Source organism: Candidatus Njordibacter sp. Uisw_058 (genome assembly GCF_047730065.1).
Taxonomy (GTDB): Bacteria; Pseudomonadota; Gammaproteobacteria; order Pseudomonadales; family Balneatricaceae; genus Njordibacter.
In genome coordinates this window covers 1,440,384-1,454,303 of record NZ_CP159829.1, presented here as the reverse complement: position 1 = coordinate 1,454,303, position 13,920 = coordinate 1,440,384, and the positions used below count along the sequence as shown (strand labels likewise).

The 13,920-nt window shown below is 43.5% G+C and carries 15 protein-coding genes and 2 pseudogenes; 9 read left to right on the top strand and 8 right to left on the bottom strand.

The window, feature by feature from the left end; translation table 11 throughout:
• The first annotated feature begins 31 nt into the window (after positions 1 to 31).
• From tusD to ABXT59_RS06760, 4 genes are read left to right on the top strand one after another with little or no spacing between them, the layout of a single operon-like run.
• A complete protein-coding gene (tusD, locus tag ABXT59_RS06775) occupies positions 32 to 472 on the top strand; it encodes a sulfurtransferase complex subunit TusD (RefSeq protein ID WP_443638445.1) in 441 nt (146 codons plus the stop codon).
• A gap of 15 nt (positions 473 to 487) precedes the next feature.
• On the top strand, positions 488 to 826 hold the full coding sequence (locus ABXT59_RS06770; protein WP_443638443.1) for a DsrE family protein: 339 nt from the start codon (positions 488 to 490) through the stop codon (positions 824 to 826).
• A 2-nt stretch (positions 827 to 828) separates the two neighbouring features.
• Positions 829 to 1,110 carry a DsrH/TusB family sulfur metabolism protein gene (locus tag ABXT59_RS06765; RefSeq protein ID WP_443638441.1) on the top strand — a complete coding sequence of 94 codons (282 nt, stop codon included), beginning with the start codon at positions 829 to 831 and terminating at the stop codon, positions 1,108 to 1,110.
• Between the two features lies 1 nt (position 1,111).
• Entirely contained in the window at positions 1,112 to 1,423 is a 312-nt protein-coding gene (locus tag ABXT59_RS06760; protein WP_443638439.1) for a TusE/DsrC/DsvC family sulfur relay protein, read from the top strand.
• Between the two features lie 32 nt (positions 1,424 to 1,455).
• On the opposite strand, the gene serS is transcribed toward ABXT59_RS06760, so the two are convergent.
• The 6 genes and pseudogenes from serS to ABXT59_RS06730 form a co-directional block, all read right to left on the bottom strand.
• Positions 1,456 to 2,739 carry a serine--tRNA ligase gene (gene serS, locus ABXT59_RS06755; RefSeq protein WP_443638438.1) on the bottom strand — a complete coding sequence of 428 codons (1,284 nt, stop codon included), beginning with the start codon at positions 2,737 to 2,739 and terminating at the stop codon, positions 1,456 to 1,458.
• A 49-nt stretch (positions 2,740 to 2,788) separates the two neighbouring features.
• Positions 2,789 to 3,181, bottom strand: coding sequence for a fluoride efflux transporter CrcB (gene crcB, locus ABXT59_RS06750; RefSeq protein WP_443638436.1), 393 nt, complete (start codon positions 3,179 to 3,181; stop codon positions 2,789 to 2,791).
• A 35-nt stretch (positions 3,182 to 3,216) separates the two neighbouring features.
• On the bottom strand, positions 3,217 to 4,503 hold the full coding sequence (locus ABXT59_RS06745; RefSeq protein WP_443638575.1) for a replication-associated recombination protein A: 1,287 nt from the start codon (positions 4,501 to 4,503) through the stop codon (positions 3,217 to 3,219).
• A gap of 53 nt (positions 4,504 to 4,556) precedes the next feature.
• Complete coding sequence (gene lolA, locus ABXT59_RS06740; protein WP_443638434.1) at positions 4,557 to 5,180, bottom strand: outer membrane lipoprotein chaperone LolA; 624 nt, start codon at positions 5,178 to 5,180, stop codon at positions 4,557 to 4,559.
• A 24-nt stretch (positions 5,181 to 5,204) separates the two neighbouring features.
• A pseudogene (locus tag ABXT59_RS06735) lies at positions 5,205 to 6,686 on the bottom strand (DNA translocase FtsK); the annotation flags it as partial.
• 576 nt (positions 6,687 to 7,262) lie between these two features.
• A pseudogene (locus ABXT59_RS06730) lies at positions 7,263 to 7,841 on the bottom strand (DNA translocase FtsK 4TM domain-containing protein); the annotation flags it as partial.
• A gap of 230 nt (positions 7,842 to 8,071) precedes the next feature.
• On the opposite strand from ABXT59_RS06730, the gene ABXT59_RS06725 reads away from it, so the two are divergent.
• The 4 genes from ABXT59_RS06725 to infA all read left to right on the top strand — a co-directional run bounded on the left by ABXT59_RS06725 (position 8,072) and on the right by infA (position 10,730).
• Positions 8,072 to 8,920: a CZB domain-containing protein gene (locus ABXT59_RS06725; RefSeq protein ID WP_443638432.1), complete on the top strand. Its 849-nt coding sequence runs from the start codon at positions 8,072 to 8,074 to the stop codon at positions 8,918 to 8,920.
• Positions 8,921 to 8,942: 22 nt separating this feature from the next.
• Positions 8,943 to 9,638 (top strand): leucyl/phenylalanyl-tRNA--protein transferase, encoded by a 696-nt coding sequence (aat, locus tag ABXT59_RS06720; RefSeq protein ID WP_443638431.1) that lies wholly within the window; start codon positions 8,943 to 8,945, stop codon positions 9,636 to 9,638.
• A gap of 74 nt (positions 9,639 to 9,712) precedes the next feature.
• Complete coding sequence (locus tag ABXT59_RS06715) at positions 9,713 to 10,420, top strand: arginyltransferase (RefSeq protein ID WP_443638430.1); 708 nt, start codon at positions 9,713 to 9,715, stop codon at positions 10,418 to 10,420.
• Positions 10,421 to 10,511: 91 nt separating this feature from the next.
• Positions 10,512 to 10,730: a translation initiation factor IF-1 gene (gene infA / locus ABXT59_RS06710; RefSeq protein ID WP_046481896.1), complete on the top strand. Its 219-nt coding sequence runs from the start codon at positions 10,512 to 10,514 to the stop codon at positions 10,728 to 10,730.
• Between the two features lie 60 nt (positions 10,731 to 10,790).
• Here the strand turns inward: infA and clpA are convergent, their stop codons facing one another.
• Together clpA and clpS are read right to left on the bottom strand one after the other, a co-directional pair.
• On the bottom strand, positions 10,791 to 13,052 hold the full coding sequence (clpA, locus tag ABXT59_RS06705; RefSeq protein ID WP_443638429.1) for an ATP-dependent Clp protease ATP-binding subunit ClpA: 2,262 nt from the start codon (positions 13,050 to 13,052) through the stop codon (positions 10,791 to 10,793).
• A 12-nt stretch (positions 13,053 to 13,064) separates the two neighbouring features.
• The gene (gene clpS / locus ABXT59_RS06700) at positions 13,065 to 13,460 is read right to left on the bottom strand and encodes an ATP-dependent Clp protease adapter ClpS (RefSeq protein ID WP_443638428.1); all 396 of its coding nucleotides are present in this window, start codon (positions 13,458 to 13,460) and stop codon (positions 13,065 to 13,067) included.
• A gap of 179 nt (positions 13,461 to 13,639) precedes the next feature.
• On the opposite strand from clpS, the gene ABXT59_RS06695 reads away from it, so the two are divergent.
• Entirely contained in the window at positions 13,640 to 13,867 is a 228-nt protein-coding gene (locus ABXT59_RS06695) for a cold-shock protein (protein ID WP_443638427.1), read from the top strand.
• The last annotated feature ends 53 nt before the right edge of the window (positions 13,868 to 13,920 follow it).

The window sequence follows — 13,920 nt, the reverse complement described above, 5'->3', positions numbered from 1 at the left end:
GGAACCCCGCCTTTTGGCGGGGTTTTTGTATATGCCTGATTTAACAACAGTAAAATCTTCTGCTCCCAATACAGGGTCTTTAACCTATACCATTGTTGTGCGCTGTGGTGCTGATCAACAAAGCCAAGCCTTGTCTGCGTTTTGCTTCACTAAGGAACTATTGCTACAAGGACATCAAGTAATAAGGGTGTTCTTTTATCAACAGGCTGTCTATTTAGCTTCAGATTTCAAAGTGATGCCCCAAGATGAGACTAACCTCACGGCGTTATGGCAGAAGTTGAGCATCGACCATGATCTTGAGCTTGGGGTGTGCATCGCTGCTGCCCTTCAAGCGGGCATCGTCGATCAGCAAGAAGCCAATCGTTACGAACTCAGAGGCGATAATTTGGCTGCTCGTTTTACCCTAGTGGGACTTGGACAGTTTGCCGCTGCTTCTGCAGAGTGTGATAGGTTAGTTAGTTTTGGAGGATAGCTCATGGCGTGTTTAATGACCCTAAGGTCTACTCCTTATGGCCTTCAAGCCGCTAAGGAATCCTTAGATGTGGCTTTAGTGTTGGCTGCTTTTGAACAATCCCCTGGCATCTTGTTCATTGATGAAGGCGTGTTACAGCTGTTACCTACCAGCAATCTCCCCTCTTCCTATAAGCATATTGGAAAAATTCTTTGTGCCCTAGAAATGTATGACATTCACCAACTATGGGTAGAACAACAGTCCCTCGAGCAGTTCGGCCTTTTGGCTACTGATCTAAGCCAGACAGTCACGGTAATAGATCGCTCTAAAGTAGCTTCTTTATACGCTCAATACGATCAACATTTGGTATTTTAACCATGGCTATCTTGCATATCATTGCCCGCCACCTTAACGCTGATGAACTTTCTAAGCTAGTTGATCGAAGCGGTGCTGAGGATGGTTATGCGTTTATAGACGATGGTGTTTATGTGCTACTTAGCAAACACCTCACGGAATTTTCTGTGCGATCTGTCTACGTTTTAGCACAGCATGGCCATGAGCGAGGACTGACGGAGGATAAGAATGATCAGGTGCAGTTTATTGAGATGTCAGACTTAGTCAGTTTAACGACACTCTACCCTACTTCTGTAAGTTGGTGATATGCAATTAGAAACAGATAAGGAGGGTTATTTAAAACACCTCAATGACTGGACTCCTGAGGTTGCCCAGTGGTTAGCCCAGAGCGAGAATATCACCTTAAAAGTAGAACACTGGGAAGTCATCAATGCCCTGCGGGTTTTTTATGCAAATACGGGCATTTCTCCTGCTATGCGTATTTTAGTTAAAATTGTCCAACAAAATGTCAGTATAGATAAAGGTAACAGTATTCATTTGTTAACCCTGTTTCCGGGTAGCCCTGCAAAATTAGTGGCTAAAATAGCAGGCCTACCTCGACCCACAAACTGCCTTTAAGGGCCTTCTTAGCGTCAACTAATGGCCTAAAGTTAGCCTGCAGGCACAAGCACACTCAGCCCACCCATATAGGGGGCCAATGCTTCTGGCACAAGAACACTACCATCTGCTTGCTGATAGTTTTCTAAAATGGCCAATAAAGTGCGCCCTACAGCTAACCCAGACCCATTGAGCGTGTGCAATAACTCTGGTTTTCCAGTCTCTGGATTGCGCCATCGAGCCTGCATTCTGCGTGCTTGGAAGTCGCCCATGTTAGAACATGAAGAAATTTCGCGGTATTTATCTTGGCCAGGCAGCCATACTTCTAAATCGTATGTTTTGATCGCTGAAAATCCTAAATCACCACCGCATAAAATGACTTTACGGTAAGCTAAACCAAGGCTTTTCAATATGTTTTCTGCATGGCCTGTGAGCTCTTCTAAGGCAACTGTGGACTCACTTGGTCTAACCATTTGTACCATTTCTACCTTTTCAAATTGATGCTGTCGGACTAATCCGCGGGTATCTCGTCCATGACTGCCAGCTTCACTGCGAAAGCATGGTGTATGGCAAGTGAAACGTAATGGTAACTTGTTTGCATCTACTATTTCGCCACGTACTAGATTAGTGACTGGAACCTCAGCTGTGGGGATGAGATACAAATCCCGCTCTCCCGGAACTTTAAACAAATCTTCTTCAAATTTTGGCAGTTGTCCAGTACCCCTTAAAGAATCTGCATTGACTAAGTAGGGAACGTAAACCTCTTCATAGTCATGTTCATGAATGTGGCTATTGAGCATGAATTGAATTAAGGCTCGATGCAGACGGGCTAGTGGCCCTTTAAGCACCATGAAACGGGCTCCTGTGACTTTAATAGCCGCACCAAAATCTAGTCCACCTAAACCCTCGCCTAAATCAACATGATCTTTTACGGTAAAATTAAAGCTTGGCTTTTGGCCCCAGGTTAAAACTTCTTGGTTATCTTCCTCATCTGCTCCAGGAGGAACACTCTCATGGGGAATATTGGGTATTTCCATTAACATAATGTTAAGGCGATCTTGGACTTCCTTCAGTTCGATTTTTTTAGCATCTAATTGGGTGCCAAAGGCACTTACTGCCGCCATAACCCCTGTTGTATCTTCACCTTGGGCTTTTAGCTTACCAATTTCTTTAGACTTGGAATTACGCTCACTTTGTAAGTTTTCCGTATCAATTTGTAGCTGTTTACGAGATTCCTCTAAACTGTTTAGTTTAGCTACATCAAGTTGAAAGCCCTTTTTAATTAACTTATCAGCCACTTCTTGAAGGTTATTTCGAACCAATTTTTGGTCTAACATGGAGTATTCCTAGGGTGAAACAATAATGAGTATGGGGTAAAAGATAATTTCATAACCAGCGACCAATAGACATACCAATAAAGGCACTAATTAAGCCTACGACAACATTAGCAAAAATATTACTCAGGGCGATTAAACTCTCACCTTGTTCAATAAGGCGCAAACTGTCCAATGAAAAGGCAGAAAAAGTAGTAAAGGCACCTAGCAAACCCACCATTAAGAATGCTCGCCAAACCTCAGGCAGCATTCCTCTCTCTATGATCAGCACATAGATTAAACCTATGCACAAGGATCCAATGGAATTGGCAATAAAAATGGCCAAGGGAAAGCGTCCACTATACATGGGTGCCAACCATTGCTGCAGTCCAAAACGGCTTAAAGCACCAATAGCACCGCCACAGACGATGGCGATTAACTGGCTTCCGATAACGTTCTCCCCCACTGATTATGTCAACATATTATAACTTACATGTGATGCTATTTATAACGCTGTTGTTCACTATTTTTATTTAGTTGAGTGAGTTTTTCTAACTTTTCTTTGATTTTATTTTCAACCCCTCGGTCACTAGGATGATATAAAACATGCTGTGCAAGGGCTTCTGGCAAATAATTTTCTCCTGCAGCAAATGCCATAGGCTCTTGGTGAGCGTAGCGATAGTCTGCGCCATGGCCCAAAGATTGGGCCAGGCTTGTAGGAGCGTTGCGGAGGTGGTTAGGGACGTCGTAACTAGGTTCTTCTCTGGCCAATCTCATGGCTGCTTTAAATGCGGTGTCAACCGCGTTACTCTTAGCCGCACATGCACAATAAACAGCCGCATGAGCAATGGCCCGATTACCTTCTGCAGGCCCTACTCTTTCGAACACTTGCCATGCATTAACGGCGACTTGAAGTGCCCGCGGGTCAGCGTTCCCGATGTCTTCTGAGGCAATGGCTAATAAACGCCGAGCAATATAGAGCGGGTCACAACCAGCATCAATCATGCGGGCTAACCAATACAAAGCCCCACTTGGATCAGAACCACGTACCGACTTATGAAAGGCTGAAATCTGGTCATAGAAAATATCTCCACCTTTATCAAAGCGTTTGGAGCTAGTCTGGAGTACTTGCTCTAAGACTCCATTATCAATGACTAACTGACCATCTTTCTGGTCTGCTAAATCTGTGGAAATTTCTAATAAATTAAGCAACCGTCTAGCATCACCATCGGCGGCTTGTAATAACAGTTTTTGTTGAGGCTCTTTAATGTCAATATTCAACTTACCCAGACCACGATCTAAATCAGTGACAGTTTGTTGTAATAATGCCGCAAGATCAACTTCAGATAATGACTTTAATACATAAACCCTAGACCGAGACATGAGCGCATTATTGAGTTCAAAGGCTGGATTTTCAGTCGTAGCACCGACAAAAATAAAGGTTCCATCCTCAATGTAAGGTAAAAATGCATCCTGTTGAGATTTATTAAATCGGTGCACTTCGTCCACAAATAACACACTATCTCGGCCCGATTGTGCACGCACCTGTTGTGCTTCTGACACTGCTGCTCGAATGTCCTTAACCCCCGACATAACTGCAGATAGAGTCATAAAATGAGCATCACTCACTTGGCTCATTAGTCTTGCTAATGTGGTTTTACCAACTCCAGGAGGACCCCAGAGAATCATGCTGTGCAGCAACCCTTGGGAAAGCGCTCTGCCTAGGCTCTTGCCCTCACCTAAGAGATGACCTTGTCCTACAAACTGGGCCAAGGTTTGCGGACGCATGCGACTGGCCAAGGGCTGATAGCCTGTCGATGCTTGCGCAAATAAGTCGTTTTTCAAAACTGGTCCAGTTCTAATACGTCCGTACCCTCGGGAATAGTGAACTCAAATAATTGTTGATCTATCTGAGGGTCAAACACCATATTGCTGAAATTAAGGCTAGTTTTCTGATGCATTGTATCTTCCAACTGCATTTCTAATAATTGGTTATTTTTAAAATTTAGCCTTAGGCTTTTGTATAAGCTTTCTGGGTCTCTAGGGGTGAGATAATATAGCACTAGATCATCGTCCACATAATTAACCACGACTTTAAATTCAGCTCCAATATCAGTGCTATTGCCACTCAGTAATAACGCGGGAGTGCTGGTTGTCAGTGGGTCTATAGCCTGAATGGTGACCTGCTGTAAATCTTCGTCATAGATCCACAGACGTTCACCATTACTAACCAGTAATTGCGCAAATGGATCTGCTGTCTGCCACCAGAACTGATTAGGGTGGGCCAACACCATTCGTCCATGAGTTTCTTGTAACCGACTACCACTGGCATCTAATACATATTGTACAAAATCAGCTTGGATATTGGTTTGTCGCCCTAGTTGTTGGCTTAGAGATTGGGCAGCGGTCTGGGCTAGGCTAGACCCGGCAAGAGTCACAGTTAACAAAAAAATAGCTAAACGCATTATAAATCCTTTAAAAAGATATAGTTAATCCCTCGGAGGGGGTGGAGCAAGAACTTCTCGAGCACCATTATGAGCAGGGGGTGAAATGACCCCAGCAGCCTCCATAGACTCAATCATACGGGCTGCACGGTTATAGCCTATTTTGAACTTACGCTGCACAGAGGAGATTGAAGCCCGGCGTGTCTCCGTGATAAAGGCCACAGCTTCATCGTATAAACGATCTTTATCTTCTTCAAACGCACCTTCAGAAGACGCTAAGCCAAAACCAACCTCTTGATCATAGTTACCTTCGACGATAGCTTCAATAAACTGTGGCGCCCCTCTTTGCTTCCAAGCCTCAACAACTCTATGCACTTCATCATCACTCACAAAAGCACCATGCACTCGCTCAGGTGTACTTTTACCTGGTGGTAAATAGAGCATATCACCATGGCCTAACAAACTTTCAGCTCCACCTTGGTCAAGTATAGTCCGCGAATCAATTTTAGAACTGACTTGAAACGCAATTCTAGTGGGCACGTTGGCTTTGATGAGACCAGTAATTACGTCAACTGAGGGTCTCTGGGTTGCCAGTATAAGATGTATGCCAGCTGCTCTAGCCTTTTGAGCGATGCGAGCAATGAGTTCCTCAACCTTTTTACCCACTACCATAATCATGTCTGCGAATTCATCAACCACGACCACAATATAAGGTAAGGGTTCTAGGTAAGGACAGTCATCTACGTTCTCTCCATTAGCCTCATCTGGCATCCAAATAGGATCAAAAATAGGCTCTCCAGAGGTAACCTTAGTATTAAAACCTGCCAGGTTTCTTACCCCTTGAGAAGCCATCAAACGATAGCGGCGCTCCATCTCAGCAACACACCAGCGCAACCCTCCAGCCGCCTCTTTCATGTCTGTAATAACCGGTGCTAATAAATGCGGAATACCATCATAGATCGACAGTTCTAACATTTTTGGATCCACTAACAACATACGCACCTGATCCGGTGTTGATTTGAGTAATATACTCATAATCATGGCGTTAACACCCACCGATTTACCTGAGCCCGTTGTGCCAGCCACAAGCAAGTGTGGCATCTTAGCTAAATCCACAACCACAGGTTTACCTGCGATGTCATTACCTAAGGTAAGAGTCAGTGGACTACTTGAGGATAAATAAGGTTTACTGCCAATGACTTCACTGATGCGTACCATTTCACGATGTTGGTTTGGAATTTCAATACCGATGACCGATTTACCAGCAATTACTTCAACCACACGCACACTCATTACCGCCATTGAGCGTGCCAAATCTTTTGAAAGATTACTGATTTTACTGACCTTTGTACCAGGAGCGGGGCGTATCTCTATGCGAGTAATAACGGGTCCTGGGTTAACTTCAACAACCTCTGCAATAACGCCAAAGTCCAGCAGTTTAGATTCTAAAAGCTGACTTAGCTGAGTTAACTCTTCTGCAGTAATGGCAGGGTTAAGACTAACGCTTGGAGGGTCTAATAAGCTAACGGGTGGCAAATGTTTATGCTTAATTATTTTGTCATGCTGTTCTGCTTGAGAAGAGCCTGTATCTTGTTGGTGAATTTCTGACAAAGGAACGATCTTAACTTCTTTCATAGGCGCTTGGGGAGGAATCGTTTTTTGAGCTGCTTGCGGCGACTTAATCGTCTTATCGACTGGAGTTGAAGTAGCCTTAAGTCCCCTACTTTTGGTTACAGATGAGTCGAGTGCAGCGGCCACTTGGTCAACACTAAAATCTTCAGTAAGGCCCGTTAGGCTGCCCTCCTTCGATGCCCCAGTTAAAGTTGCTTTTTGTTGTAGCACAATTGGTTTGGAGACATCTGGCGTTGCATTCCTATCTCGGCCTTGGAACCAACCTAAAGAGCTTATGAAACCCCATGAGCTAACTATTGGACGCATGAGGAGTGATTGCTTTGTTGCTTTAGTGCTTGGGTTATAATAATTGTTTTGCGCTGCTTTCGTGGCTTGGTACTTTTGCTGTTTTTGTCGATCACTCTTTTCACCAAACAAACTTTGGCGCAAGTGTTGAAGCCAATTCATACTATGACGCCCTAAAGCTTCGGTAATATTGCCCCAGCGAAGTTGCCAAAACTGACTAAGGGCGAGCAGCATCGTCGTGAGCACTAAAATATTAGTGCCTGTCATGCCAAAGGTTTGATGCAATGGCAAGCCTAGGGTTAACCCTAGCAGACCCCCGCTCCCCTGGGGGTAGGTTGATCCAGTATTGGTAATATGAATAAAAGCATAAACACACGCAGCCACAATCAAAGTACTAAAACTGAGACCTTTAAACCAAAAGCTGCTTTGGGTCTCGTGTTTTGCATAACGCGAGTGCCCAATAAACCGGGTAACTTCATATTGTATAATGAGTATGGGGATGAGGTAGGCGATGATGCCTAAGGCCCAAAAAAATAAATCAGCTAAAATAGCGCCAAAAGTACCGCCAGCATTATTGATATCATAGGCATCAAAGGCTTGCGTAGAAGTCGGATCACTGGCATCAAAGGTTGCTAATACAATGAGCAAATAAACACTAAAGGCTACTAATGCAAGGTGGTATCCGCGCCAGCTTAGTTTGTGTATCCAGCTTGAATTACTGCCGTTGGCGTGTGGCGGTAATGTATGTGGGATCTTGGCGGCCACTAATATGTTCCTTGTCCGAATGTTTGATGGTGCAGACTTTGGCCTATGATACGCAATCCTGATAGGTGAACCAAGCTTAATAATAACCTAGTTCTTATGCTTGATTACTACTTGACGGCTATTTTATCCTTATATTAGCCTATTTAAATATGTAAATTATTTTAATTGGCTCGTTTTCAATCATCCTTAGGCGTAATATACTGAAAACGTGTTTATAGCCATGGCAATTTATGATGACCACAGCAACAGCTCAAAAAACTGAACGCTCTAACCGTATATTGACCTTCCTCTTAGGCGATACAAGGTATGCCCTTGATATCTTTAGCATACTTTCCATTACTGATGACTTTGGCAAGATTGAAGCCTCTCAAAACCACCAACCTGCTTTTTTGGGTTATTTGTATTACCGTAACAAGCCAGTCAATGCCTTTGAATGCTCTGATCTGTTGGGGCGTGAATCAAACCGCACCAACTTGGAAGCAACAATTGTGGCTCTCAACGAGGCTGAAGACCTACATAACACTTGGTTGAAAGAGTTAGAGCATAGCCTTGTTAACCAGTCCAGTTTTAACGGGTCACTAGACGCACAGTCATGTGAATTCAACCATTGGCTGCAGCACATGCAAGAGTCCACAGATGACACCACAAAAGCATTGTTATCACGCTTTAAAGAACCTCATGAAGAATTTCATCAACAAGCTGAGCTGCTTTTAAAGGTCGCCTCAGACACTGGCAAAGAAGAAGCTCTAGAGCAGCTTTCTGGTGTTAAAAGAGGCCGCATCAGCGAATTGATACGCTTATTTAGTTACACTAAGTCTCAATTAAAATCGGCTGTACATCCTGTGGTGCTCTATATTACTCGCGATGGTGTGACTCCCTGGTTTGCTTTGATCTTGGATAGTATGGATGACATTATCTCTTATGAAGATGAACATTTCACCCAAATGCGTGACCCCAATGATTTATCGTCAGAGGAACATCCAGACCCAGTGTATGCCTACGTTCATAATTCTGCAGTTGATGAAAAAGATAGCCTTTTGTTATCAGCTGCTCGCCTAGCCTACTTGATAGAACAATAAACACTTAATGGTGGGTTAATGCATGCCTGTTTACCAGCTTGACGTTGATGAATACTGGTTTCCACCCGTTTCTGAAGCACTTGATGAGCCACAAGGTTTATTGGCAGTGGGCGGTGATTTGTCGGTACCCCGGCTATTGTTGGCGTACCAATGTGGCATTTTTCCTTGGTTTTCTGACCAAGACCCTATTCTTTGGTGGGCTCCAAGCCCGCGCATGGTGGTTGCACCTGGCCAAGTGCATGTGGCTCGCAGTATGTCTAAGTTTATGCGTAAGACGCCCCTTATAGTCACCTTTGATCAAGCTTTTGAACGCGTTGTTATTGCCTGTGGTAAAGCCCCAAGGTCAGATCAGGGGCAGACTGGAAGCTGGATTACAGCATCAATGCAGCAAGCTTATACTGAACTCTATAGAGGTGGATACGCCCATAGTGTCGAAGTATGGGATCGGGGTGAGCTGGTTGGAGGATTGTATGGTGTCGCAATTGGCTGTTTATTCTTTGGTGAGTCAATGTTTAGCCTCACTGACAATGCATCAAAAATGGCTTTTATTGATCTTGCTGAGCATCTTTCACGCTGGGGTTTTTTGCTGATAGATTGCCAAATGTTTACCCCCCACTTGGCAAGTCTTGGTGCTAAAGAGGTTCCCATGCTAGAGTTTCAAAATCACTTGGACGAAAATTTAGCCTTTGGTGTAGATAGCTTGTGGGGTGAATGCTAAAGTAAGCTCTAACGTTTTTTGTATAGCTATTACAGTGGAGATTTTTCATTTCTTCATCAATTGATATAAATAGTTTGGTATTTTACCCAACTCCAGAGCATAACTGCAGTTACTTGGATAACCGAAAGGCCAAGTCGATTTTTTTGAGCCCAGATCAGCCATTGGACGAGTCTACCTATATGCGACTCACAGATATGGGTTTCAGGCGCAGTGGTGAACATATTTACCGGCCTTGGTGCGATGCTTGTGGTGAATGTAAATCAGTGCGTGTCCCCGTGGATAACTTTAATGCGAGTAAAAGCCAAAAACGGGTATTAAAGCGCAATCAAGACCTTCATGTCAGTTTTCACATGCCCTCGAGTTCAGATGAAATGTATGCCCTATATGCAGATTATATTAATCAGCGTCATGGCGATGGTGATATGTATCCGCCTTCACTTGACCAGTTTGAGAGTTTTTTGTGCCAAGCACCTGCAGCGAGCAGAACTCGATTTATATGTTTTAGACTAGAACAAAAGTTGTTAGCAGTGGCTGTGATCGATCTTCTGCCTAAAGGCTTATCTGCGATTTATACTTTTTTTGATCCTGCTTATGACTCAAGAAGCTTGGGGCGTCTTGCAGTGCTATGGCAGATACGTTGGGCTCAAGCGCACAGAATGGACTTTGTTTACCTTGGTTATTGGATTAAAGAATGTCAAAAAATGGCTTATAAGGCCGAATACGAGCCTTTACAAGTATTTGAAGATTTAATTTGGCAACCGCTCAAACGCAAGGAGCCTTAAAAAGGTCTTTTGCTCGCTTTTTGTAAGTCATTGCTGCATAATATTGCGCACTGTAAACACCATAAATTTTGTAACAACGCTTGAGGCTTTAATGGCTAAAGAAGACCAGATTGAAATGGAAGGTACCATTATAGATACCTTACCTAACACCATGTTCCGTGTAGAGTTAGAAAATGGCCACGTGGTTATTGCTCACATCTCCGGCAAGATGCGCAAGCATTATATTCGAATTCTGACTGGTGATAAGGTCAAAGTCGAATTAACACCCTACGACTTAACCAAGGGCCGAATTACCTACAGAGCTCGTTAAGGCCTCAGCTTGAAGCTTTAGTCAAACAAAAAAAGAGCACCCTAGGGTGCTCTTTTTGCTTTAAGCAGGATCCAACAGCTTGGCAGCCCGTTTACTAGGTTTACTGGTTAAGGTAATTTTATCGCCTTTTAAGTTGACTATAAGTTTTCCTCCAGCAGCTGCCAGATCACCAAACAACAGTAACTCTGCCATGGGTTTTTTCAACTCTTGCTGGATGAGCCGGGCCATAGGTCTTGCCCCCATTTCTTGGTCATAGCCTTTTTCTCCGAGCCATGCCCGAGCTTTTTCACTGACCTGAAGGTGCACCTTTTTATCTTCCAACTGAACCTGCAACTCCACCAAAAACTTGTCAACAACACCTAAAATAACATCCTTTGAAAGCACGTTAAATTGAATGATGTCATCTAAGCGGTTGCGGAATTCTGGGCTAAATAAACGCTTTATCGCACCCATACCGTCAGAACTGTGGTCTTGTTTAGTAAAGCCAATGGAGCTGCGACTCATTAGCTCCGCACCTGCGTTAGTCGTCATGACTAAAATAACGTTACGAAAATCAGTTTTTCTACCGTTATTATCAGTTAAAGTCCCGTTATCCATTACTTGAAGAAGTATGTTAAAGACTTCAGGGTGCGCCTTTTCTATCTCATCAAGCAATAACACGCAGTGTGGGTTTTGTGTGACTGCTTCAGTTAACAGTCCACCTTGATCAAAACCAACATAGCCTGGTGGTGCACCAATCAAGCGAGAGACAGTGTGACGTTCCATATATTCAGACATGTCAAAACGCACTAACTCAATACCTAAGACCCGGGCTAGCTGCTGAGTGACCTCTGTTTTACCCACACCAGTAGGACCAGAAAACAAAAAACTACCTACTGGCTTATGCGGAGCATTAAGTCCTGCCCTGGCTAATTTAATAGCATTGGCTAAAGTATCGATGGCAGTATCTTGACCAAACACAACACGCTTTAGATTCTGTTCGAGAGAATGAAGCTGTTCTCGATCTGTGGCGGATATGCTTTTCGGTGGTATGCGAGCGATATTAGCTACCACTGCTTCAATTTCTGGTACATCAATAAACGACTTACGATCTGCAACCGCAAACAGCTGCTGATAGGCACCCGCTTCATCAATCACGTCTATGGCTTTGTCTGGCATCTTTTTATCAGTGATATAACGATCCGCAAGCACCGCTGCAGCATCAATAGCGGCAGGTGTATATTCAAGTTGATGATGATTTTCATAACGGGAGATAAGACCCCGCAAAATAGCTTGAGTATCAATTATGTTGGGCTCATCCACATCAATCTTTTGAAAGCGCCGTGCTAGGGCATGATCTTTTTCAAAAATACCTCTGAATTCTGAGAACGTTGTTGATCCGATGCAACGTAACTTACCTGAGCTCAACACTGGCTTCAATAAGTTTGATGCATCCATCGAACCTCCTGATGCCGCCCCGGCTCCAATAATGGTATGAATTTCATCAATAAAGAGAATAGCATTAGGCGTTTTTTCAATATCTGCCAACAGCCCCTTGAGGCGTTTTTCGAAGTCGCCACGATACTTTGTCCCCGCTAATAAGGCGCCCATATCTAATGAGTATACTTGCGAAGTCGCAATGACTTGTGGCACATTGCCTTGTTCAATTTGGTAGGCTAAGCCCTCAGCAATAGCTGTTTTGCCTACACCAGCATCTCCCACCAGTAAGGGGTTATTTTTCCTGCGCCGAGATAATACCTGCACTAAACGTTCTAATTCCTTGCCTCGTCCTATGAGTGGATCTATGTTGCCATTGCGCGCCTCTGCGTTTAAATCAGTGGTGTATTTGACTAAATGACTGGCTTCTTCTCCTTCGCCCTCCACTGTTTTTTCTGAGCCTTCCATTTCTGTTCTACTCACTCCATGAGATAAATAGTTCACAATATCTACTCTCTCAACGTCTAACAAATCCAGCAGATAAACTGATTGGCTCTCGGTTTCACTAAAAATAGCAACCAGTACATTAGCCCCAGTCACCTCACCTTTACCTGAAGACTGAACGTGGAACACCGCACGCTGCAACACTCTTTGAAACCCAAGAGTGGGTTGAACTTCGTAGTCATTATTGGTATCTGAAACAACTGGAGTCGTATCATTAATGAACTTTTCTAAAGGCAAGCGAAGTTCATCCAACACCACCCCACAGACCTGAAGTACTTCTGCACTCGATGGGTTAGTCAGTAGCGACAGCAATAGATGTTCTACCGTCATAAACTCATGTCGCTTCCAGCTTGCGTGTTTATAGGCTTCGCTTAAGCTTCGTTCTAAATCATTGTCTAACATTGTCTCTTTCCTCTAAGAAGCAGATTCAACTTCGCATAGTAATGGATGTTTGTGTTGTCGTGCATATTGATTGACTTGCATGGCTTTAGTTTCAGCCACATCTTTCGTATAAGTGCCACATACCCCTTTGCCTTGGGTATGAACAGCAAGCATAATTTGGGTCGCTTGTTCTTCATTATGGTTAAAGAAACGGGCTAAGATATCAATCACAAATTCCATAGGCGTATAGTCATCGTTCAACAGTACAGCCTTGTATAAAGATGGGTGAGCAATCTTTGGTGCTGTTTGTTCAATCACCTGAAGGTCGTGGTTGTCATCCGGGTCGTTGGCATCATCCTGACTCGCCAATAGTGGTTGCTGGATTAGCTGATGTAATTCATCGTAGTTGGGTGTAGAAAAAATGGGCATTATTGCTCTCTAGATTTAAATATTGTTTTCATAATAACTTTACTATTGGGCCTGTGTCAGCATTTTTCCAGAGCAGAATGAAAAACTGCTGCTAATATTATTATACAGTCATTGGAAGAGCTGTTGGTTAAGTGTTACGGAGCCTTCTTTTTATTTAAAAAAGGTAGAGGGTTGAAGGCATGCAAGCAGGCAAAGTGAAATGGTTTAATAATGCTAAGGGGTATGGTTTTATTGTTTCCAATGATAATTTAAATAAGGATTTATTTGCCCATTACTCTGCAATTCAAAGTGACGGCTACCGCAGTTTAAAAGCTGGGCAAAATGTAGATTTTGAACTTACAGACGGACCTAAAGGTCCCCAGGCAGTGAATATTGTTCTGAAGCCAAATGTTGGCCATCCTGAGTAATCTCAAGTGGGTGCCCAAAAAAAACCAGCTTTGCGCTGGTTTTTTTTACTGCA